Genomic DNA, 16,550 nt, shown 5'->3' with positions numbered 1-16,550 from the left:
GGTTAATCGGGTTGCTCGAGTGATTTGATATAGTCGTAAATCGCCAGTTGCGACCGCACTTTGCGGCGGTTGCCGCGCGGCACATAGCGGTTACTGAGTTCTTTGTCGATATAGCGTGCTTTCACGGTATCGCTGAACAGAATCTCGATGATGTCGAGGATCTGCTGCTTCAGACGCGGATCCAGCAGCGGTGCCGCGACTTCAATACGGTAGTCAATATTGCGCGTCATCCAGTCTGCCGAAGAGAGATAGACCTGTTTATCACCCGCATTATCAAAAATATAGATCCGATCGTGTTCCAGGTAACGGTCAACAATGCTGATCACACGAATATTGTCGCTGATGCCTTCCAGTTCCGGGATCAGCGAGCACATGCCGCGGATCAGCAGGTTAACCGGCACGCCTGAGCTGGACGCCGCGTACAGCCTGTCCACCAGCCCTTTGTCGACCAGGTTGTTAAGCTTCAGCGTGATGCCGGACGACAGCCCTTTCTGGGCATTGGCGATCTCTTTATCGATCATATCGTACAGCAGGCGGCGCGAGTTCTGCGGCGAGACCAGCAGATAGTCAAAGCTCACCGGACGGTACGGGTTTTCGATAAAGTTAAAGACCCGGCGCACTTCGTTAGTAATGCGGGCGTCGGCGGTTAAGAGCGAGTAGTCGGTATAAATTCGCGCCGTTTTCTCGTTAAAGTTCCCGGTACCGATGTGGGCATAACGCACCACATCGTCGCCCTCTTTGCGGGAGATGAGGAACAGCTTGGCGTGAATTTTCAGCCCCGGCGCGGAGAAGATGACGTGCACACCGGCTTCCGTCAGACGGCGCGCCCAGTGAATGTTGGCCTCTTCGTCGAAGCGCGCCTGCAGCTCAACCACCACGGTGACCTTTTTGGCGTTGTGCGCCGCGTGGATCATCGCGTCGATGATGCGGGAATCTTTTGCCACGCGGTAGATGTTGATTTTGATCGCCAGCACGCTCGGATCGAACGAGGCCTGACGCAGCAGTTCGAGCACGTGCTCGAACGTGTGGTATGGATAGTAGAGCAGCACGTCGCGTTCGCGAATGGCGTCGAATCCGTTGCGGAATTTATCGAACCACAGATGGCGCAGGCGCGGCAGCGGCTTGTTCACCAGATTGGCTTTGCCGACGTTCGGGAAGCCAATAAAGTCTTTAAAGTTGTGGTAACGACCGCCCGGCACGATGGAGTCATAGCGCGAAATGGTCAGTTTCTCACGCAGCATCTCCACCATGGCGTCCGGCATATCGCGCTGATAGACAAAACGTACCGGTTCGGCCGTCAGGCGCTGTTTCAGGCTGGAGGACATCAGCTCCATCAGGCTGGCTTCCATCTCGTGCACCAGGTCATATTCGGCGTCACGGGTCATCTTCATCGAGTAGGCGTTTAACGCATCGTAATCGAAGAAGCCTTTGAAGATGTCGTCCAGACAGTAGCGCAGGATGTTATCCAGCAGGATCATCGGCTTGCGTCTGCGCGGGGTTTCCGGCGGCAGGTTCACAAAGCGCGGCACCTTGTCGGACGGGATCTCCAGCAGCGCGTAACGGATAGACTCACCGCGAATAATTTCCACCGCCAGGTAGGTGTAATCATCTTTCAGGAACTGAACCAGATCGGTTTCGCGGTTGATGAGAATCGGGGTAATGTGCTGGCGCAGGTAGTGTTTGAAGTAGTGGCGCAGCCAGTTTTGTTGGTTAACGGAAAGCTGGCGTTCGTTAATCAGGAAGATTTGATTGCGCGCCATCTCCAGCAGCAGTTCGTTATACAGGCCGTCAAATTCCTGATCGGCTTTCAGCACGCGGGACTGGATTTTGCCCAGCAGATGCCGCGAGTGCGAGTTTAAGCCCTGTTCTTCGCTGATGATGATGCGTCTTTTCAGCTCGGCAAAGCGAACCTTGTAGAACTCATCCAGGTTGTTGGAATAAATGCCCAAAAAACGCATGCGCTCGATAAGCGGGTTACTTTTGTCTGCCGCTTCCTGGAGTACACGTTCGTTGAATGCTAACCAGCTTAGCTCTTTCTCGATATATAACTTTTCCTGACCCATTACAGCTCACACTCCAGTTCAATCACAGGACGTGGTAAATCCGTCTCGTCCTTATTATGGCGAGCATTTCCACGATATGTCCAACAGTGCCAGAAAAGTATGACAGTTATTTTTTTTGTTGGGGATTTTAGAAGGTTGGAGAAGGGGATATCGGGTAATGCAATGTACAGGTCGGGTAAGCGCAGCAGCGCCACCCGACGTAACAAACTACTCTTCGGCCGCATAACCCTGCGGGGGTAACTTCACGCCGTCCAGCCAGGCTGCGCCGTCGCGCATCTCGAGACGCCCGTCGACAAACCAGCTGACCACCAGCGGGTAAATGGCGTGTTCCTGGGTCTGCACGCGTTCGGTCACGTCTTCTTCGCTGTCGCCGTCAAAGACCGGAACTTTCGCCTGCAGGATCACCGGACCGCCGTCAAGCTCGTCGGTAACGAAATGCACGGAGGTGCCGTGCTCCTCATCGCCGTTTTCCAGAACCTGACGATGGGTATGCAGGCCGGGATATTTTGGCAGCAGGGAAGGGTGGATATTCAGCAGACGACCGGCGAAGTGTTCGACGAAGGCCGGGCTCAGAATACGCATATAGCCCGCCAGCACGACCACGTCCGGCGCGTAGGCATCAATCTCATGCACCAGCTCGCGGTCAAAGGCTTCACGCCCGGCGAACTGGCTGGCTTCCAGCGCGTGCGCGGGAATGTTCGCTTCCCGCGCGCGCTCAAGGCCGAACGCGTCGGCCTTGTTGCTGAAAACTGCCCGAATGGTGCCATTGATTTTCTTCTGTTTGCAGGCGTCTATGATGGCCTGCAAATTGCTTCCGTTGCCGGAAATGAGCACCACGATGTTTTTCATTCAATGACCACACGCTGTACGGAATCGGAAGCTTTAATCGTACCGATTTTCCACGCGTTTTCACCTTTTTCAGTCAGCAGCTTAACCGCTTTATCCGCTTCGCTTGCCGGCAGGGCGATAACCATGCCCACACCACAGTTAAAGGTGCGGTACATTTCGTGAGAGCTCACGTTGCCTGCGGTCTGCAGCCAGTTAAACACGGCCGGCCACTGCCATGAGGATTCGTCGATCACCGCCTGGGTGTTATCCGGCAGGACGCGCGGGATGTTTTCCCAGAAGCCGCCGCCGGTCAGGTGAGCGATAGCGTGAACGTCGACGTTCTCGATAAGCTCAAGCACGTTTTTCACGTAGATGCGGGTCGGCGCCAGCAGATGGTCAGCCAGCGGTTTACCGTCAAGCTCGGTCGTCAGCGGGTCACAGCCGCTCACTTCGAGGATTTTACGCACCAGGGAGTAGCCGTTGGAGTGCGGGCCGCTGGAGGCCAGCGCGATCAGCACATCGCCATCGGCCACTTTGCTGCCGTCGATAATTTCTGATTTTTCTACTACGCCGACGCAGAAGCCCGCGACGTCATAATCTTCGCCGTGATACATGCCCGGCATTTCCGCGGTTTCACCACCGACCAGCGCACAGCCGGACTGCAGACAGCCTTCGGCGATACCGTTAATCACGCTGGCAGCGGTATCCACGTCCAGTTTGCCGGTCGCGTAGTAATCGAGGAAGAACAGCGGCTCTGCGCCCTGTACCACCAGGTCATTCACGCACATCGCGACCAGATCGATACCGATCGTGTCGTGACGTTTTAAATCCATCGCCAGGCGCAGTTTGGTGCCTACACCGTCAGTACCCGAGACCAGAACAGGTTCACGATATTTTTGCGGCAGCGCGCACAGTGCGCCGAATCCACCCAGACCACCCATCACTTCCGGGCGGCGGGTTTTTTTCACCACACCTTTGATTCGGTCAACCAGCGCATTACCTGCGTCAATATCAACACCGGCATCTTTGTAGCTGAGAGAAGTTTTGTTGGTCACGGCTTAAATCCCCACGCGATTGCATAGCTAGTAAGAAAAATCGGCGCAATTCTAACAGTCCAGGCAAACGTTTGCGAGCCTATTCTGGACGTGGAGATCTTTTTTTCTGTGTGCCTCGTGAATGCAGCCAAACTTGACTCTGTTCACGAAAATGAAACCGGTTTCTGAGAACTGCTTGCAACAGCTATGCCCTTTGCACATCATCGAACTGAAACCGGTTTCTGTAATTGTTTTTGCAGAAAATAACGCAGAATGAGGGAAAGCGAATGTCGGGATTTAAAGCAGATTTTCTGTGGGGCGGGGCCGTTGCGGCGCACCAGCTGGAAGGCGGCTGGAAAGAGGGCGGCAAGGGCGTGAGCGTTGCCGATGTCATGACCGCGGGGGCGCACGGCGTGCCGCGTGAAATCACCAACGGCGTACTGGAGGGGAAAAATTATCCTAACCATGAAGCCATTGATTTCTATCACCGCTATAAAGAAGACATCAAACTCTTTGCCGAGATGGGATTCAAATGCTTCCGCACCTCTATTGCCTGGACGCGGATCTTCCCGAAAGGCGACGAGCTTGAGCCTAACGAGGCTGGCCTGAAATTCTATGACGATCTGTTCGACGAATGCCTGAAGTACGGCATCGAACCGGTTATCACCCTGTCTCACTTCGAGATGCCTTTCCATCTGGTCACCGAATACGGCGGCTGGCGCAACCGTAAGCTGATCGACTTCTTCGTTCGTTTTGCAAAAGTGGTGTTCCAGCGCTACCAACATAAGGTGAAGTACTGGATGACCTTCAACGAGATCAACAACCAGGCCAACTTCCACGAAGACTTTGCGCCGTTCACGAACTCTGGGCTGAAGTACGCGCCGGGTGAAGATCGTGAGCCGGTGATGTTCCAGGCGGCACACTATGAGTTGGTGGCCAGCGCCCTGGCGGTGAAGGCGGGGCGCGAGATTAACCCGTCGCTGCAGATTGGCTGCATGATTGCCATGTGTCCTATCTACCCGCTGACCTGTGCGCCGGACGATATGATGATGGCGATGAACGCCATGCACCGCCGCTACTGGTTCACCGACGTGCACGTGCGCGGCAAGTACCCGCAGCACCTGCTCAACTACTTCGAACGTCGCGGCTTCGCGCTGGATATAACCGAAGAGGATAAAGCCGCGCTGAAGCAGGGCTGCGTCGATTACATTGGCTTCAGCTACTACATGTCCTTCGCCACCAAGGCGACGGCAGACAACCCGCAGCTGGATTACGACGAAAGCAAGAGCCTGGTCTCTAACCCGTACGTGCAGAAATCCGACTGGGGCTGGCAGATTGACCCGGTCGGGCTGCGCTACTCCCTGAACTGGTTCTGGGATCACTACCAGCTGCCGCTGTTTATCGTAGAGAACGGCTTTGGCGCGATCGACGTGCAGGAGAGCGACGGCACGGTGAACGACCAGTACCGTATTGACTACCTGGCCGCCCACATCCGCGAGATGAAAAAAGCGGTGGTGGAAGATGGTGTCGACCTGATGGGCTACACCCCGTGGGGCTGTATCGACCTGGTGTCTGCCGGCACGGGCGAAATGAAAAAACGCTACGGCTTTATCTTTGTGGATAAAGACAATGAAGGGAACGGCACGCTGAACCGCAGTAAGAAAAAATCGTTCGACTGGTATAAGCAGGTTATTGCGAGCAACGGCGATAACCTGTAATTGTCGGGTGGCGCTAACGCTTACCCGACCTACACTACACGTAGGCCCGCGTAAGCGCAGCGCCACCGGGCAGAACCCCGCCCCCAGGCCGGAGTCTCGCCTCCGGTTTTTTTGTCTCTAAATCACTTTGCTTGATATACGTCAAGCAACATGGGTATGGCCTAATCCGAAAAAAGCGGTATAATCCCGCGATTTTTTTGCGGACGCCACCTCAGAGGAGAAAGAGAATGAAGATTGTGGAAGTGAAACACCCACTCGTTAAACACAAGTTGGGCCTGATGCGTGAGCATGACATCAGCACGAAGCGTTTTCGCGAACTGGCATCTGAAGTCGGCAGCCTGCTGACCTACGAAGCGACCTCTGATCTGGAAACAGAAAAAGTCACCATCGAAGGCTGGAACGGCCCGGTGCAGGTTGAGCAGATCAAAGGTAAGAAAATTACCGTGGTGCCAATCCTGCGTGCCGGTCTCGGCATGATGGAAGGCGTGCTGGAGCACGTGCCAAGCGCGCGTATCAGCGTGGTGGGTATCTACCGTAACGAAGAAACCCTTGAGCCGGTTCCTTACTTCCAGAAGCTGGTCTCTAACATCGACGAGCGTATGGCGCTGGTGGTTGACCCAATGCTCGCAACCGGTGGTTCTATGATCGCGACCATCGACCTGCTGAAAAATGCGGGCTGTAACAGCATTAAGGTGCTGGTACTGGTTGCCGCTCCGGAAGGGATCGCGGCGCTGGAAAAAGCGCACCCGGACGTTGAGCTGTATACCGCCTCTATCGACCAGGGGCTGAACGAGCACGGGTACATCATCCCGGGGCTCGGCGATGCCGGTGATAAGATCTTTGGTACGAAATAATCGAATAACGATAAATAAGCCGACTTTGATAGTCGGCTTTTTTTTGAATAAAACACCAACAATACTACACAGAGGAAAACACTATGACGCGCCGTGCTATCGGGGTGAGTGAAAGACCGCCGCTTTTACAGACTATCCCGCTTAGTTTGCAGCACCTGTTCGCCATGTTTGGCGCAACCGTGCTGGTGCCAATCCTGTTCCACATTAACCCGGCCACCGTGCTGCTGTTCAACGGCATCGGTACGCTGCTGTACCTCTTTATCTGTAAAGGCAAAATCCCGGCGTATCTCGGGTCGAGCTTCGCCTTTATCTCGCCGGTGTTACTGCTGCTGCCGCTGGGTTATGAAGTCGCGCTGGGCGGCTTTATCATGTGTGGCGTCCTGTTCTGCGTGGTGTCCTTCATTGTGAAGAAAGCCGGTACCGGCTGGCTGGACGTGATGTTCCCCCCTGCGGCGATGGGCGCAATCGTTGCCGTCATCGGTCTTGAGCTGGCGGGAGTCGCGGCGAATATGGCCGGTCTGCTGCCTGCTGACGGCCAGTCACCGGATTCCAAAACCATTATCATCTCGCTGGTAACGCTGGGCGTAACGGTGTTTGGCTCAGTGCTGTTCCGCGGCTTCATGGCGATTATCCCGATCCTGATCGGCGTGCTGGCGGGCTATGCGCTCTCCTTCGCGATGGGCGTGGTGGACACCACCCCGATCGCTCAGGCCCACTGGTTCGCGCTGCCAACCTTCTATACGCCACGCTTTGAATGGTTTGCTATTTTCACCATTCTGCCTGCGGCGCTGGTGGTGATTGCGGAGCACGTCGGCCACCTGGTGGTGACGGCGAACATCGTTAAGCGCGATTTAATCCGTGACCCGGGTCTGCACCGCTCCATGTTTGCGAACGGTTTCTCCACCATCATCTCCGGTTTCTTCGGCTCGACGCCAAACACCACCTACGGCGAGAACATCGGCGTGATGGCGATTACCCGCGTCTACAGTACCTGGGTTATCGGCGGCGCGGCGATTATCGCCATTCTGCTCTCCTGCGTCGGCAAGCTGGCGGCAGCGATTCAGATCATTCCGGTACCGGTAATGGGCGGCGTTTCTCTGCTGCTGTACGGCGTGATCGGCGCCTCCGGTATTCGCGTGCTGATTGAATCCAAAGTGGATTACAGCAAGGCGCAAAACCTGATCCTGACCTCCGTTATCCTGATCATCGGCGTGAGCGGCGCGAAGGTGCACATCGGTGCGGCAGAGCTGAAGGGCATGGCGCTGGCTACCATCGTCGGCGTGGGCCTGAGCCTGATCTTCAAGCTGATCTCGGTCATCCGCCCGGAAGAAGAAATTCTCGACGCGGACGACAGCGAAAAAGCGTCACATTGATCGAAAAGTCGGGCGAGGGATCGCCCGGTTCTCTCCTTGCAGGTTCCGTGTTAAACTCCATTCCGATTTTACGTAGGATCTCTGGTTGAGGTATTTCTGAACGGACCGGCACAGCTCTCTCTGCCACTCTATCTCCCTGACGACGAAACTTTCGCGAGTTTCTGGCCGGGTGATAACCCCTCTTTACTGGCTGCACTGCAAAACGTGCTGCGTCAGGATCACAGCGGATACATCTATATCTGGTCACGCGAAGGTGCGGGGCGCAGCCATCTGCTGCATGCCGCCTGCGCGGAGCTTTCGGCGCGCGGAGATGCGGTAGGCTACGTGCCGCTGGATAAACGCACCTGGTTCGTACCTGAGGTGCTGGAGGGAATGGAACATCTCTCGCTGGTCTGCATCGATAATATCGAATGCGTGGCGGGGGACGAGCCGTGGGAAATGGCAATCTTTAACCTCTACAACCGCATTCTGGAGTCGGGCAAAACCCGGCTGCTGATCACCGGCGATCGTCCGCCTCGCCAGCTGAATCTTGGGCTGCCGGACCTGGCGTCTCGTCTGGACTGGGGGCAAATCTACAAGCTCCAGCCGCTGTCGGATGAAGATAAGCTTCAGGCGTTACAGCTGCGCGCAAAGCAGCGCGGGTTTGAGCTGCCGGAGGACGTGGGGCGCTTCCTGCTCAAGCGGCTGGATCGCGAAATGCGCACGCTGTTTGACACGCTCGATCAGCTCGATCGCGCCTCCATTACCGCCCAGCGCAAGCTGACCATTCCGTTTGTGAAAGATATTCTTAAGCTTTGAGTTTTTTGCCCGGTGGCGGCTGCGTCTTACCGGGCCTACGAAAACCTGCCGCCCTTTGTAGGCCGGGTAAGGCGCAGCCGCCACCCGGCTAAAGATCTCCCATCAGATGCTCCACCAGCATCGGGATCGGTCTTCCCGACGCCACGCTCCTGCCGCTCTCTCGCCACAGCGCCGTACCGCTGATATCCAGATGCGCCCACGGGATCGTCGGCGGGCAAAAGTGGTGCAGCAGCCACGCCGCCGACGCACTGATTGCCGCATTGTTGGTCGGCGTGTTGCACAGATCGGCGATGGCGCTGTCGGTCTGTTTTTTCAGCCGTGCATCCAGCGGCAGGGACCACACTTCATCGCCGCTCTGCTTGCCCGCCAGCGTCAGCGCCGCGCGCAGCGGTTCATCCTGCGTCATCAGCCCGCTCAGCTCATACCCCAGCGCCTTCACGACCGCGCCGGTTAAGGTCGCCATATCAATAATATAGCGCGCCTGCGGATGGCACTGGCTGGCCCAGGCGATGGCGTCCGCCAGCACCAGTCGGCCTTCGGCATCGGTGTTGTTGATTTCAACCGTGATGCCGTTGCAGGCCGTCGCCACCGTGCCGGGCTGCATGGCGTCCGGGCCGATGGCATTTTCCGCCAGCGCCAGCACGCCCATGATGCGCACGGGCAGCGCCAGCTCTGCGACGGTCAGCATCAGGCCCAGAACGTTAGCCGCACCGCACATGTCGTATTTCATGGTGTACATGCCCGCGCCTTCCTTCAGCCACAGGCCTCCGGTATCGAAGGTAATGCCTTTACCCACATAGCAGCGCACCGGGCCGTCGTTGACGCCGTCATAATGGATCGCCAGCAGGCGCGGCGGACAGGTCGCCCCTTTGCCGACGGCGTGCAGCAGCCCCAGACCCTGCTCAGCAATAGCCTTTTCGTTCAGCACGTCGCAGCGCAGGGCGGGGAAGGCGGCACAGAGCCTTTGCGCCTCTTCCACCACAAACTGCGGCGTGCATCGATCGGACGGGATATCCGCAAGACGTCGCGCCGCGACCATGCCGCGGGCGATGGCCTGCTGCTGGCGGAAAACACCCTCCAGTTTTGCCTGCTGTTCCGGCAGGCAGAGGGCGGTAATGTGCGTAAGGCGCACCGTGGATTCATCCGTTTTCTTCAGCTTCAGGTCGCTCAGCCTGTGCGCCTGATTAAAGAGAAAGCGTAGTACCTGCGCCAGCACCACATCGTCGATATCGGTAACGTCCAGTATCAGCTCGGGGCTGACGGGCGAGGCCAGCAGCGGGCGCAGCGCCGTCAGTAATCCTTCGGTCAGGCTATCCTTCCAGAGGGCATCCGGCAGCAGGGTGATCCGGGCAAACGGGGCGCAGCCAAAGCGGGTGTCAGCGATGCTGGCAGACTCGCGCATTTCCGCGACAAGCGCCGTTTCGGGCAAATGCGTACAGGAGGCGGACGCAATCAAATGGCTTTGCGGAGCCGCGTCAGAAAGCGCGGTGATAAACTGATACGTAATCATCATGACTCCTCAATTGGCGCGCGGATCCGCGCGGCATAGGCCTGCATCCACTCATCGTCTACGGCGTAATAATGCGTTTTCTCGCGCAGGCGTTCGGTACGAAAAACGGTGAGGGGCTGGCGAGCCGTCGCCACCACGAACGAGAAGGTTTTGATGTTGGTGGCGGCCCCGAACTCGCCTCTCTTGTTCATGCACACCACGGAAAGATCGCCCGCACGGCCAAAGCGCGACATCAGCTTGTCTTCCAGCTCGAACACCACTGAATCTGCCGCCTGCTGCGGCGTCATACCCTGCGCCATTCGGCGGACAATTTCGTAGCTGGTGCAGCCTTTCATCAGATCTTCACCGACGCCCGTGGCGGTGGCGGCGCCGGTTTCACTGTCGCAGTAAAAGCCGGAACCAATAATGGGCGAATCACCAATGCGGCCGCGTTTTTTCATGAACAGGCCGCTGGTGGAGGTGGCGACGCTCATTGACCCTTGTTTATCGAGGCCGATAATGCCGACGGTGTCATGCCCGTCGTAAGGGCTTAAGCCCTTATCCAGCGTTTCGCGGCAGCGTTTGCGGTAGTGCTGCATGGCGCGCTCGGTGAGCATAGTTTTGTCGGCGAAGCCCTGGCTCAGCGCCCATTCCCGCGCGCCCTGGCCGACCAGCAGGCTGTTGTAGCGCTGGCGGCTTAACGCATGCGCCACGCGCACCGGGTTGGCGATATCCACCAGGTTGCCCACGGCACCAAACGCCAGCGTATCGCCGTCCATGTAGGCGGCGTCCAGCTCCACTTCGCCATTTTCGGTGGGCAGCCCGCCGTAGCCGACGGATTTATAAAACGGAAAGTCTTCGACGGCGGCGACGGCATTCACCACCGCTGCAGAGACCGGTTTACCCGCAGCCAGCGCAGACGCAGACTCCGTAACGCCTTCAAGCGCCATTCTCCAGGTCGCGATAATTCCCCACATGCTTTACTCCTGTTTTGCAAGGGTGGTGTCGGTTTGCGTAACGGTGGCCATTTCCGCCGCGCGGTACTGTTTGTCCAGGATACGCATGAAAGGCAGGTACAGCATGGCGCCAATCAGCAGGTTTATAAGCTGCATGACGCTGCCGCTCAGGTGTCCGGTAACGATAAAGCCGCTGATGACCGGCGGCAGCGTCCAGGGAATAAACACCCCGGTGGTGACGGCAACCGCGCCAATCTTCATCGCCGCATACTGCACGGTGACCAGCACCAGCGGCACCAGGTTGAACGGGATGAGCATGATCGGGTTCATGATCACCGGCAGACCAAACAGGATCGGTTCGTTGATGTTAAACACCGATGCCCCGGCGCCGAGGCGCGCCACTTCACGCATGTTTTTGCTGCGGGCGAAAATCAGCATCGCAATCACCAGCGACAGCGTGGCCCCCGCGCCGCCCATCCAGATCATGTCAAAAAACTGTTCAGTAATAATGTGCGGCGGCGTCGTGCCTGCCTGAATCGCGGCGATGTTGTCGGTCTGGTTCTCCATCCACAGTGGGCGAATGATGCCGTTGATCATCGAGCCGGAGTTAATGCCCACTGACCACAGAATGGTGATGCTGAACACCGTCATCAGCGCGCCAAAGTAAGAGGTGCCGTAGTGGCGCACCGGCGTGGCAACCACTTCGTAAATAAACTGGTGGATGGTGTTGTAGTGGGTGTTTTCAAACACGATGCGGATACCCAGCACCAGAATCATCACCAGCAGGGCCGGGATCAGCGCGGCGAACGACTCCTGCACCGCAGGCGGCACGCCGTCCGGCATTTTGATAACCAGCTTTTTGCGCTTCAGCCAGCAGAACAGCTCCGTCCACAGCAGGGAACCGATCATCGCCACGAACAGCCCTTTACTGCCAATCCACTCCACTGGAATAACGGTGATACCGCCGTTCTCCGCCACTTTGATAAACGGCGTCAGGATGAGAAAGGCGACCAGCGCCAGGATGCCGCAGGAGATGCGATCCTCGCCATAATGTTCTGCCAGGCGGAAGGCCACCAGGAAGCTGATGAACAGCGACATGGTGGAGAACACCGCGTTGAACGGGATTTCTATGATGGCGCTCCAGCTCTCACCAAAGGCCTGAGACATAAACTGCTGATAGGCTTGATTAGGGAACGACGAGATCACCAGCAGAATAGAGCCGACGATGATAAACGGCATGAATGACACGTAGGCGCCGCGAATGGCCCCGAGATGGCGCTGCTGGGCCGTTTTGGCCGCCAGCGGCATCAGTTTTGATTCAAGAAATCCCAGAACATTGTTCATTGTGAACTCCGTACAAGATTGAGGGGTGTTGTTTGTGTTATGTCTGGGGATTATCAGTGAAGCGCGGCGAGCGAAAGGTGAAATCGGTCACAAAGAAATCGCTGTTGTAGTATAAATCTCATAAGATTGGTTCTGAGGATCCTGCGATGGAAATTAAATTGCATGCTAATGCCACCACGACGCCGCGCATTCGTCGCTATCTTCAGCAGTCAGATAAAAGCGACAGAGAGCTTGCTGCCGAGCTGGGTATTTCGGTCACTACCGTCAGGCGCTGGCGCAACCGCGAGCAGGTTTCGGATAATCATACGACGCCAAAAGTGATACACAAAGCATTGAGACAGGAGCAGGTTGCGCTGGTCAATGCCCTGCGGGATATCACTGGCGCTCCGCTGGACGAACTGCTGCAGATGGTCAATAGCGGACTCGGGATTGCCGTCTCCCGTGCGACCCTGAACCGCTACCTCAAACCGGCTTCGGTAAAGCAGAAGGGCGCGACGTTGCAGGGAAAAAAGGCGCTGAAGGCAGGTATCGTGCCGCAAAAACTCCTGTTACATCATCAGCCTTTGTCGCTGCATATGGACGATGGCGGGGAACAGCATCTGCTGTGGGCGCGTGAATCCGTGAGCGGCTGGTGCTACGCCCGGCTGTACGCGGGCATTTCTCCGCAGCTGCTGGCCCACTGGGCGAACGACGCGCTGGCAGCCTGTCCGGCTGATATTCAATCTGTTGAGACTTTTGGTTTCGAGGTGAAGCTTGGGGAGCGTAATACCACCGTGACAGCGCATCCGCAGCAGCACCGTGCCGTTCAGGTCGATCTACCGCTATGTGAAATCATCCCGCGTCTGAGCAGTGAACCGGCTGGCGAGCTGTTGATCCAGCTGTGCGAATTTTACAACCGCGGAAAAGCGCAGAAAAAGCTGGGAGAGAGTACGCCGCAGGCCTTTCTGGAAGCGCTGCGGCATAAGAACTAGAGGATCTCGAGCACGTCTTCCGGCGGGCGTCCAATGCGCGCCTGGCCGTTCGCTACCACAATCGGGCGCTCAATCAGCTTTGGATTTTCAACCATCGCCTGGATCAGCTCAGCCTCGGTGAGACGGCTGTTATCCAGGTTAAGCGACTTATACAGATCTTCTTTCTGGCGCATCAGCTCTCTTGCACTGCCCATTCCCAGCATGTGCAGCAGCTGGCGGAGGGTTTGCGCGTCAGGTGGGGTGTCGAGGTACAGCACCACTTCCGGCTCCACGCCGTTAGACTTCAGCAGGCTCAGGGTATCGCGGCTCTTGGAGCAGCGAGGGTTGTGATAAATTTTTACGGCGTCTGTCATGACGTGAATTCTCCTTTATTACATCTTCTCGTACGGCTTAAAGCGCTGCTGCAGGCCGCGCAGCTGATCGATACGCGCGTCGTAACGGGCCTGCTGGAGGCTGCCGAGCTTGACCTGCGCGCTGGCGCTGCTGAGCGCGGAAATCGCCTGATCGAGGCGGCCCACCAGGGCAAAACCTTCGGCACGCGCTGCCAGCTCCTGATCGCGGTTGCCGAGCTGGGCTTCCGCCTGGGCGAGCAGATCCCAGCCGTTTTGATCGTCTTTATTGTTAAAAGTATAGCGGTTCAGAATGGTCGCCGCTTCGCCAGGCTGACCGGCCTGTAAGTAAGCGTTCGCCAGGTTAAGCTGCAGCACCGGGTTGGTACGGACGTCTTTCGCCCCTTTCAGACGGTTGATCGCATCGGCCGTTTTCTTCTGGCCCAGATCGATATCCGTCGACAGATCGAGGTACCACGGGTTGTTCGGGTCTGCAGCCAGAAGCGGCTGCAGCGCTTTGCGCGCCTCGTCGTATTTGCTGGCTTCCATCGCCTGGAGCGCCTGACCATACTGCGCGGCGTTTTTCTCACGCACGTTGCCTTTCGCCAGGGTATCCAGCAGGTCGCTGGTGAGCTGGTTACGCCCGGAATTGTACATCCCAAGCGTTCTCACCTTCGCCATGTAGAAATCCTGTGATGACTGGACCACGACCGGACGCATCTGGTTGGCACGGTTGCGCGCGTCCGACAGGCGGCTTTCCGGCAGCGGGTGGGTCAACAGAATTTCCGGCGGACGGGAAGAGTAACGCGCCTGATCGAGCAGTTTTTCCAGGAAGCTCGGCATGGCCTGCGGGTCAAAGCCCGAACGCTGCAGCACCTGAATCCCGATGCGGTCCGCTTCCTGTTCGTTTTGCTGGGTAAAGCTGATCATCCCCTGGCGCGTTCCCGCCAGCGTACCGGTCAGGGCCGCCATCCCGGCCTGCGGGCTGGCCATCGCCAGCAGAATAGAGCCCAGCGCGCCCACCCAGGTGAGGGGGGCGTTACGTTTCTGGTCTTCCATGGCGCGCGCCAGGTGCCGCTGGGTGACGTGCGAAATTTCGTGCGCCATCACCGAGGCCAGCTGGCTTTCGTTGTCAGAGTAACGGAATAACGCCGAGTGCAGCACCACATTTCCGCCAAAGAAGGCGAAGGCGTTGATTTCGTCATTATTGATTAAATAGAAATGGAAGGGCGTTTTTACCGAGTCGGCGTGCGACACCAGGCGCATCCCCAGCCCGTTAATGTACTGTACCAGCAAAGGGTCGTTGATCAGCGGGGCGCTGCCGCGCAGCTGGCGAACATAGTAATCCCCCATTTGCATCTCTTGCCCAATAGAGAGCGTGCTTCCTGCTGTGGTGCCCATGTCCGGCAATGTATCGGACGAGTCAGCAAAAGCGGGCAACACCTGACCGACCGTCACCGCGGCAATCAGTGTTGCAACCAGTGTTTTTCTCAACTGCCTGAACATAACCACTGTCCTGTATGTTGGATGTGCTAATTTGACCGATGAACCGGCATAACGTTCATCTCTGCTGCTCTGCGAGTGTAGCCGTGTTACAGCATGAAGAAAATCCCATTCATCAGGCTTTTGCGGATTGCGATCGGGATACAAAAAGCGAAAGTCTTTTTTGTGACAGTTAGATACAATTCACCGTCTCACTCCCGCCATTCGATTCAGGGAAGGGTTGTATGCTCGAAATGTTAATGCAGTGGTACCGGCGTCGGTTCAGCGACCCGGAAGCCATTGCTTTGTTGGTTATTCTGGTTGCCGGGTTCGGTATTCTGTTCTTCTTCAGCGGCCTGCTCGCCCCACTGCTGGTGGCGATTGTGCTGGCGTACCTGCTGGAGTGGCCGACGGCGCGCCTGGAGCACATCGGCTGTTCCCGGCGCTGGGCGACCAGCATCGTACTGGTGCTGTTTGTCGGCATCCTGCTGTTGATGGCCTTTGTGGTGATGCCGGTTGCCTGGCAGCAGGGAATTAACCTGATCCGCGACATGCCCGGCATGTTGAACAAGCTGTCTGATTTTGCCGCCACGCTGCCGCGCCGTTACCCGGCCCTGATGGATGCCGGGATTATCGACGCGATGGCCGAAAATATGCGCGCCCGCATCATGACGATGGGCGATTCGGTGGTGAAGTACTCTCTGGCCTCGCTGGTCGGGCTGCTGACGCTGGCGGTTTACCTTGTGCTCGTGCCGCTGATGGTCTTCTTCCTGGTGAAAGATAAAGATCAGATGCTCAACGCCGTGCGCCGTATTCTGCCGCGCAACCGCGGTCTGGCAGGACAGGTCTGGGAAGAGATGAACCAGCAGATCACCAACTATATTCGCGGCAAGGTGCTGGAGATGATTGTCGTGGGGGTAGCAACCTGGATTGGCTTCCTTATTTTCGGGCTGAACTACTCGCTGCTGCTGGCGGTGCTGGTGGGGCTGTCGGTCCTGATCCCGTACATCGGCGCGTTTGTGGTGACCATTCCGGTTGTTGGCGTCGCGCTGTTCCAGTTTGGGCTGGGGACAGAGTTCTGGAGCTGCTTTGCGGTGTATCTGATTATTCAGGGCCTGGACGGTAACCTGCTGGTGCCGGTGCTGTTCTCCGAAGCGGTGAACCTGCATCCGCTGGTGATTATCTTATCCGTGGTGATTTTCGGCGGGCTGTGGGGATTCTGGGGCGTGTTCTTTGCGATTCCGCTGGCGACGCTGATTAAAGCCGTGGTCCACGCGTGGCCGGATGTGCCGGCGGTGGAAGAGAAGTAGT

The 16,550-nt window shown here is 57.2% G+C and carries 14 protein-coding genes; 6 read left to right on the top strand and 8 right to left on the bottom strand.

The window, feature by feature from the left end; genetic code table 11:
* Positions 1 to 2: 2 nt before the first annotated feature.
* The 3 genes from ppk1 to purM form a co-directional block, all read right to left on the bottom strand.
* Complete coding sequence (gene ppk1 / locus ACMGGX_RS04060; protein ID WP_033146179.1) at positions 3 to 2,063, bottom strand: polyphosphate kinase 1; 2,061 nt, start codon at positions 2,061 to 2,063, stop codon at positions 3 to 5.
* Between the two features lie 207 nt (positions 2,064 to 2,270).
* The gene (gene purN, locus ACMGGX_RS04055) at positions 2,271 to 2,912 is read right to left on the bottom strand and encodes a phosphoribosylglycinamide formyltransferase (protein WP_023308771.1); all 642 of its coding nucleotides are present in this window, start codon (positions 2,910 to 2,912) and stop codon (positions 2,271 to 2,273) included.
* Positions 2,909 to 3,946 (bottom strand): phosphoribosylformylglycinamidine cyclo-ligase, encoded by a 1,038-nt coding sequence (gene purM / locus ACMGGX_RS04050; RefSeq protein WP_348561610.1) that lies wholly within the window; start codon positions 3,944 to 3,946, stop codon positions 2,909 to 2,911. The genes purN and purM overlap by 4 nt, the downstream gene beginning before the upstream one ends.
* A gap of 266 nt (positions 3,947 to 4,212) precedes the next feature.
* Here purM and ACMGGX_RS04045 point away from each other — a divergent pair, with 266 nt between their 5' ends.
* From ACMGGX_RS04045 to ACMGGX_RS04030, 4 genes are all read left to right on the top strand, one after another.
* Positions 4,213 to 5,643: a 6-phospho-beta-glucosidase gene (locus tag ACMGGX_RS04045; RefSeq protein WP_348561608.1), complete on the top strand. Its 1,431-nt coding sequence runs from the start codon at positions 4,213 to 4,215 to the stop codon at positions 5,641 to 5,643.
* Between the two features lie 227 nt (positions 5,644 to 5,870).
* Positions 5,871 to 6,497, top strand: coding sequence for a uracil phosphoribosyltransferase (upp, locus tag ACMGGX_RS04040; protein ID WP_023308769.1), 627 nt, complete (start codon positions 5,871 to 5,873; stop codon positions 6,495 to 6,497).
* Positions 6,498 to 6,580: 83 nt separating this feature from the next.
* Positions 6,581 to 7,870, top strand: coding sequence for a uracil permease (uraA, locus tag ACMGGX_RS04035; RefSeq protein WP_023308768.1), 1,290 nt, complete (start codon positions 6,581 to 6,583; stop codon positions 7,868 to 7,870).
* 96 nt (positions 7,871 to 7,966) lie between these two features.
* Entirely contained in the window at positions 7,967 to 8,668 is a 702-nt protein-coding gene (locus tag ACMGGX_RS04030) for a DnaA inactivator Hda (protein ID WP_211438414.1), read from the top strand.
* 88 nt (positions 8,669 to 8,756) lie between these two features.
* On the opposite strand, the gene ACMGGX_RS04025 is transcribed toward ACMGGX_RS04030, so the two are convergent.
* From ACMGGX_RS04025 to celB, 3 genes are read right to left on the bottom strand one after another with little or no spacing between them, the layout of a single operon-like run.
* Positions 8,757 to 10,178 (bottom strand): leucyl aminopeptidase family protein, encoded by a 1,422-nt coding sequence (locus ACMGGX_RS04025; RefSeq protein ID WP_420298744.1) that lies wholly within the window; start codon positions 10,176 to 10,178, stop codon positions 8,757 to 8,759.
* Complete coding sequence (locus ACMGGX_RS04020; protein WP_420298081.1) at positions 10,178 to 11,134, bottom strand: N(4)-(beta-N-acetylglucosaminyl)-L-asparaginase; 957 nt, start codon at positions 11,132 to 11,134, stop codon at positions 10,178 to 10,180. The genes ACMGGX_RS04025 and ACMGGX_RS04020 overlap by 1 nt, the downstream gene beginning before the upstream one ends.
* Positions 11,135 to 11,137: 3 nt before the next feature.
* Positions 11,138 to 12,457: a PTS cellobiose transporter subunit IIC gene (gene celB / locus ACMGGX_RS04015; RefSeq protein ID WP_420298080.1), complete on the bottom strand. Its 1,320-nt coding sequence runs from the start codon at positions 12,455 to 12,457 to the stop codon at positions 11,138 to 11,140.
* 146 nt (positions 12,458 to 12,603) lie between these two features.
* Between celB and ACMGGX_RS04010 the strand changes: the two genes are divergently transcribed.
* A complete protein-coding gene (locus ACMGGX_RS04010) occupies positions 12,604 to 13,428 on the top strand; it encodes an XRE family transcriptional regulator (protein WP_420298079.1) in 825 nt (274 codons plus the stop codon).
* Here the strand turns inward: ACMGGX_RS04010 and arsC are convergent.
* Both arsC and bepA read right to left on the bottom strand, forming a co-directional pair.
* Positions 13,425 to 13,781, bottom strand: a complete 357-nt coding sequence (gene arsC, locus ACMGGX_RS04005; protein ID WP_223536478.1) for an arsenate reductase (glutaredoxin) — start codon at positions 13,779 to 13,781, stop codon at positions 13,425 to 13,427. The genes ACMGGX_RS04010 and arsC overlap by 4 nt on opposite strands.
* An 18-nt stretch (positions 13,782 to 13,799) precedes the next feature.
* Positions 13,800 to 15,263 carry a beta-barrel assembly-enhancing protease gene (bepA, locus tag ACMGGX_RS04000; protein WP_420298078.1) on the bottom strand — a complete coding sequence of 488 codons (1,464 nt, stop codon included), beginning with the start codon at positions 15,261 to 15,263 and terminating at the stop codon, positions 13,800 to 13,802.
* Between the two features lie 221 nt (positions 15,264 to 15,484).
* Here bepA and ACMGGX_RS03995 point away from each other — a divergent pair, with 221 nt between their 5' ends.
* The gene (locus ACMGGX_RS03995; RefSeq protein WP_033146172.1) at positions 15,485 to 16,549 is read left to right on the top strand and encodes an AI-2E family transporter; all 1,065 of its coding nucleotides are present in this window, start codon (positions 15,485 to 15,487) and stop codon (positions 16,547 to 16,549) included.
* Position 16,550 lies beyond the last annotated feature (1 nt).

This window comes from Enterobacter sp. BNK-29 (assembly GCF_048684785.1).
GTDB classification, from domain to species: domain Bacteria; phylum Pseudomonadota; class Gammaproteobacteria; order Enterobacterales; family Enterobacteriaceae; genus Enterobacter; species Enterobacter cloacae_M.
This window is presented reverse-complemented; position numbering and strand designations above follow the sequence as displayed.

Bases quoted from the DNA above. Each gene is read 5' to 3' on its own strand.
- ppk1 (WP_033146179.1), bottom strand. From the start codon at position 2,063: ATGGGTCAGGAAAAGTTATATATCGAGAAAGAGCTAAGCTGGTTAGCA.
- purN (WP_023308771.1), bottom strand. From the start codon at position 2,912: ATGAAAAACATCGTGGTGCTCATTTCCGGCAACGGAAGCAATTTGCAG.
- ACMGGX_RS04045 (WP_348561608.1), top strand. From the start codon at position 4,213: ATGTCGGGATTTAAAGCAGATTTTCTGTGGGGCGGGGCCGTTGCGGCG.
- upp (WP_023308769.1), top strand. From the start codon at position 5,871: ATGAAGATTGTGGAAGTGAAACACCCACTCGTTAAACACAAGTTGGGC.
- uraA (WP_023308768.1), top strand. From the start codon at position 6,581: ATGACGCGCCGTGCTATCGGGGTGAGTGAAAGACCGCCGCTTTTACAG.
- ACMGGX_RS04025 (WP_420298744.1), bottom strand. From the start codon at position 10,178: ATGATTACGTATCAGTTTATCACCGCGCTTTCTGACGCGGCTCCGCAA.
- ACMGGX_RS04020 (WP_420298081.1), bottom strand. From the start codon at position 11,134: ATGTGGGGAATTATCGCGACCTGGAGAATGGCGCTTGAAGGCGTTACG.
- celB (WP_420298080.1), bottom strand. From the start codon at position 12,457: ATGAACAATGTTCTGGGATTTCTTGAATCAAAACTGATGCCGCTGGCG.
- ACMGGX_RS04010 (WP_420298079.1), top strand. From the start codon at position 12,604: ATGGAAATTAAATTGCATGCTAATGCCACCACGACGCCGCGCATTCGT.
- arsC (WP_223536478.1), bottom strand. From the start codon at position 13,781: ATGACAGACGCCGTAAAAATTTATCACAACCCTCGCTGCTCCAAGAGC.
- bepA (WP_420298078.1), bottom strand. From the start codon at position 15,263: ATGTTCAGGCAGTTGAGAAAAACACTGGTTGCAACACTGATTGCCGCG.
- ACMGGX_RS03995 (WP_033146172.1), top strand. From the start codon at position 15,485: ATGCTCGAAATGTTAATGCAGTGGTACCGGCGTCGGTTCAGCGACCCG.